This window comes from Mesorhizobium sp. M7A.F.Ca.CA.004.12.1.1, assembly GCF_003997835.1.
Taxonomy (GTDB): domain Bacteria; phylum Pseudomonadota; class Alphaproteobacteria; order Rhizobiales; family Rhizobiaceae; genus Mesorhizobium.
Window position 1 is genome coordinate 1 of sequence record NZ_RZRK01000689.1, and the last position, 3,297, is coordinate 3,297.

5 protein-coding genes are annotated in these 3,297 nt (G+C 64.6%); 2 read left to right on the forward strand and 3 right to left on the reverse strand.

Annotated elements, in window-relative coordinates; all coding sequences use genetic code 11:
• Positions 1-546, reverse strand: a 546-nt coding sequence (locus EN984_RS27720) for an FAD-dependent oxidoreductase (RefSeq protein WP_164765687.1), incomplete at its 3' end; no start/stop codon positions are given.
• Between the two features lie 135 nt (positions 547-681).
• On the opposite strand from EN984_RS27720, the gene EN984_RS27725 reads away from it, so the two are divergent.
• On the forward strand, positions 682-1,299 hold the full coding sequence (locus EN984_RS27725) for an XRE family transcriptional regulator (protein WP_127271375.1): 618 nt from the start codon (positions 682-684) through the stop codon (positions 1,297-1,299).
• A gap of 126 nt (positions 1,300-1,425) precedes the next feature.
• Here EN984_RS27725 and EN984_RS27730 read toward each other — a convergent pair whose 3' ends face one another.
• On the reverse strand, positions 1,426-2,421 hold the full coding sequence (locus EN984_RS27730) for an ornithine cyclodeaminase family protein (RefSeq protein ID WP_127271377.1): 996 nt from the start codon (positions 2,419-2,421) through the stop codon (positions 1,426-1,428).
• 127 nt (positions 2,422-2,548) lie between these two features.
• Here EN984_RS27730 and EN984_RS27735 point away from each other — a divergent pair, with 127 nt between their 5' ends.
• Positions 2,549-3,010, forward strand: a complete 462-nt coding sequence (locus EN984_RS27735) for an Lrp/AsnC ligand binding domain-containing protein (RefSeq protein WP_023813853.1) — start codon at positions 2,549-2,551, stop codon at positions 3,008-3,010.
• On the opposite strand, the gene EN984_RS27740 is transcribed toward EN984_RS27735, so the two are convergent.
• Positions 3,007-3,297, reverse strand: a 291-nt coding sequence (locus EN984_RS27740) for a LysR substrate-binding domain-containing protein (protein WP_245480131.1), incomplete at its 5' end; no start/stop codon positions are given. The two genes, EN984_RS27735 and EN984_RS27740, sit on opposite strands and share 4 nt — an antisense overlap.

Below are 3,297 nucleotides of genomic sequence, written 5' to 3' on the forward strand. Positions count from 1 at the left end.
GGTGGTGACGCTGAAGCCATTTGCGACGCGGGAAATCTCCAGCACTTCCTCGCCGGTGCGGATCACGCCGCCGCCGGCCTTGAGCGCGGAGGCTGAAGCTGCAAGCATCTTTCCCGTGTCGACATCGAGCGCGCCGGGTTCATGCACGCCGCCGCAGGTGGTTGCCGTGGCGATGACCGGCACCAGCGCGGTGACTTCTGCTGCTGACAGGCGCCGTACGCTCGGCACCAGCGCCTGCATCTCGGCCGCCATGCGGTCGACGGCTGCACTGTCTTCGACACCGCCGACGTGCAGCGCGCCGCGCCGGTGGGCGGCGAAGCCGCCATCGATGATCGCCTGCCGGCTGGCCAGCGACAGCGCCCGCACCAGCGCATTGCCATAGGTTTCGGAAAACAGCGCCGCGGAGCGGCCGCTAGCGTGGTAGCCGAGATGCGGCTCGCGCTCGAGCACGGTGATCTCGGCCCAGGATTGCACGGCCGTCGCCAGCGAAAGGCCGGCAATGCCGCCTCCGATGACGACGATTTTTTGGAGAGACTTGGACTGCATGTCCTAGGGGTAGAAATAATTTCGTATCCAGTCAATATTTAGCGTATAAGAAAATTGTTAGCGTTGTTGATGGCGGCAGGGAGTTGGACTACCTAGGGTGAAGAAGCGGCCCGGTGGCCGCGCCAGGAGCTGACGATGTCGGAGCAACCGAACCTCGGTGATTGCCTGCGCGGCTTGAGGAAGACGCATGGCTGGACCTTGCAGGAGGTCAGCACGCTGACTGGCGTCGCGGTGTCGACGCTGTCCAAAGTCGAGAACGACCAGATGTCGCTGAGCTACGACAAGCTGCTGCAGATCTGCGAGGGGCTGAGCATCCATGTCACCGAGCTGCTCAGCGGCGACCGCAAGCAGCCGGCCGCGCGCACCCGTCGTTCGGTGACCTCGCAGTCCAACACGCTGCGCCAGCTGACCCGCAACTACGATTACCGCTATCTGGCCACCGATCTGGTGCGCAAGCGCATGGTGCCGATCCACGCCTATGCACGCGCCCGCACGCTGCAGGAATTCGGCCCGCTGACCAGGCATGCCGGCGAGGAATTTTTGATCGTGCTCAAGGGCGAGATCGAGCTGCACACCGACCAGTACGCGCCGGTGCGGCTGAAACAGGGCGACAGCGTCTATATCGATTCCACCATGGGTCACGCCTACCTGTCGGTGGGCGAGGGCGACGCCGAGATGCTGTGCGTCTGCTCCGGCGACGAGCCTGACATGGAGGGCGCGCTGCTGAGCGTGCTGGAGACGGTGGAGGGGTAGGGGCAGGTCCCAACCCTCCACGTTGGTGCTGCCCCTCATCTGGTTGCCGCCATCTTCTCCCCGTTCACGGGGAGAAGGACGATCCTATCGACGGGCGGCGCTGGCTCCAACAATTGAGCGGCTCCGCTACAGCGCAACTACACGTCCCATTCCGCGCCGAACCGCTTCGCGATAGGCGAGATCGGCGGCCACCATGTCTTCCATTGCAACGCCCATGGCCTTGTAGACGGTGACCTGATCGGCGCTGACGCGTCCCGGCCGCAGTCCGAGCAGCATTTCGCCAAGCTCGGTTCCGGTTTCCGGATCAATGCCCACCAGTTCGCAGGAACCGACCGGGGTCGGCGCGAAGGCGTCCTTGGTCTCGACGAAAAGGATGGCCCGCCCGACAAGCTCGACCGGCAACTCGCCGCCGGGTGGGGCGACGCCGACCGACGAGACATGGGTGCCGGGCCGCACCCAGTCGGCCGAGATCACCGGCGCATAGGAATGCGTTGCCAGGCAGACGACGTCAGACGAGCGCACCGCGGCCTCGATATCGGCGACGGCAACGACGCCGGGATGTTGCGCGGCGAGCGCCTGTGCATCCGAAAACTCCTTCGAGACAACGCGGATTTCGGCGAAATCGCGCACCAGCGGCAAAAGATGCAGATGCTGGCCGGCCTGCACACCGGCGCCGACCACCGTCGCGACCTTGGCGTCGCGGCGGGCGAGTTCACGCACCGAAAGCACGGCCGAGCCGGAGGTGCGCACGGCGGTGATGTAGGTGCCATCCATGACGCAGACCGGCATGCCCGTCTGCGGGTCGAACAGATGGATGGTGGCGAGGTGGCTGGGGATGCCTTTGGCGACGTTGCCCTCGAAGACGTTGACGATCTTCACCGTCAGATGCATGCCCGCTATCCATGCCGACATCGCCAGCGAATAGCCGGCCTGCGGAACATCGAGCTGCGGCCGTGCCGGATTGACCACCTTGCCGCCGGACAAGGCCTTGAAGCCGCCGGCGAGCACGTCGAGAAGCTGGCGCAGGTCGATGCAGGTTTTCACCTCGGCCTCGCTCAGGATGAGTACGGGCATGTCACCCTTGGCCTGGGCGCTGCGGGAGGTCGATATCGCTGATGTCATGGGATACGCTTTCGTTGTCGGTTGCACGACAACGGTATTGCAGTCCGGGAGCGTGATGAAATATACTGCTTTTGCTACTTTGGCGTGATTATCACGTTTGTTCTGGTCAAAAAGTGTGAATCCTGCAATGGACGATCTCGACCGTATCGACCGCTCGCTGCTACGTTTGTTGCAGGAGGACGGCCGCCGCACGACGCTCGATCTGGCGCGCCGGGTCGGTCTGTCGCCGACCGGGGCGACGCAGCGCGTCAAGCGGCTGTTCGCCGAAGGCTTCATTCGCGCCGTGCGCGCGGTGCTCGATCCTGCTCGGATCGGGCAGGCGCAGCTCGTCTTCATCGAGGTGCGGCTCGACCACACGGCGCCGCATGTGTTCGACCGCTTCGCCGAGGCGGTTCTGCGGGCGCCCGAGATCATCGAATGCCACATGGTGGTCGGCGGCTTCGACTATCTGGTCAAGGCGCGCATCGCCGACATGGCGATGTTCCAGGATTTCCTGCAGCGCGTCATCCTGCCGCTGCCCGGGGTGCGGGAGACACACACCTACGCTTCGATCGCCAATGTGAAGCCCGACGCCTTGCTGCCGATCTAGAGCGGCGGCCTTTCTCCCGCATCCAGCAACCATTGCCGCACGGCTTGCGTCGGCTCGGGGTGGCGCTGTTTTCTCGGCATCACGACATAAAAATCCTGCGTGCCGCGCATTTCGCCGCTGACGGGCTGAACCAGGCGGCCCGTGGCGAGATCAGCGGCTACGAGGAAGCGGCTGGCCAGCGCAATGCCCTGGCCGGCGACGGCCGCGTCGATGGCCAGGCCCGTCTGGTTGAAGCGCATCCGTTTCAATTCGGTCGTCATCTTCAGGCCGACCGCTTTCTCCATGAA

What these genes read in the sequence shown, in the direction of transcription:
- EN984_RS27725 (WP_127271375.1), top strand. Translation starts at nt 682, where the DNA reads ATGTCGGAGCAACCGAACCTCGGTGATTGCCTGCGCGGCTTGAGGAAG.
- EN984_RS27730 (WP_127271377.1), bottom strand. Translation starts at nt 2,421, where the DNA reads ATGACATCAGCGATATCGACCTCCCGCAGCGCCCAGGCCAAGGGTGAC.
- EN984_RS27735 (WP_023813853.1), top strand. Translation starts at nt 2,549, where the DNA reads ATGGACGATCTCGACCGTATCGACCGCTCGCTGCTACGTTTGTTGCAG.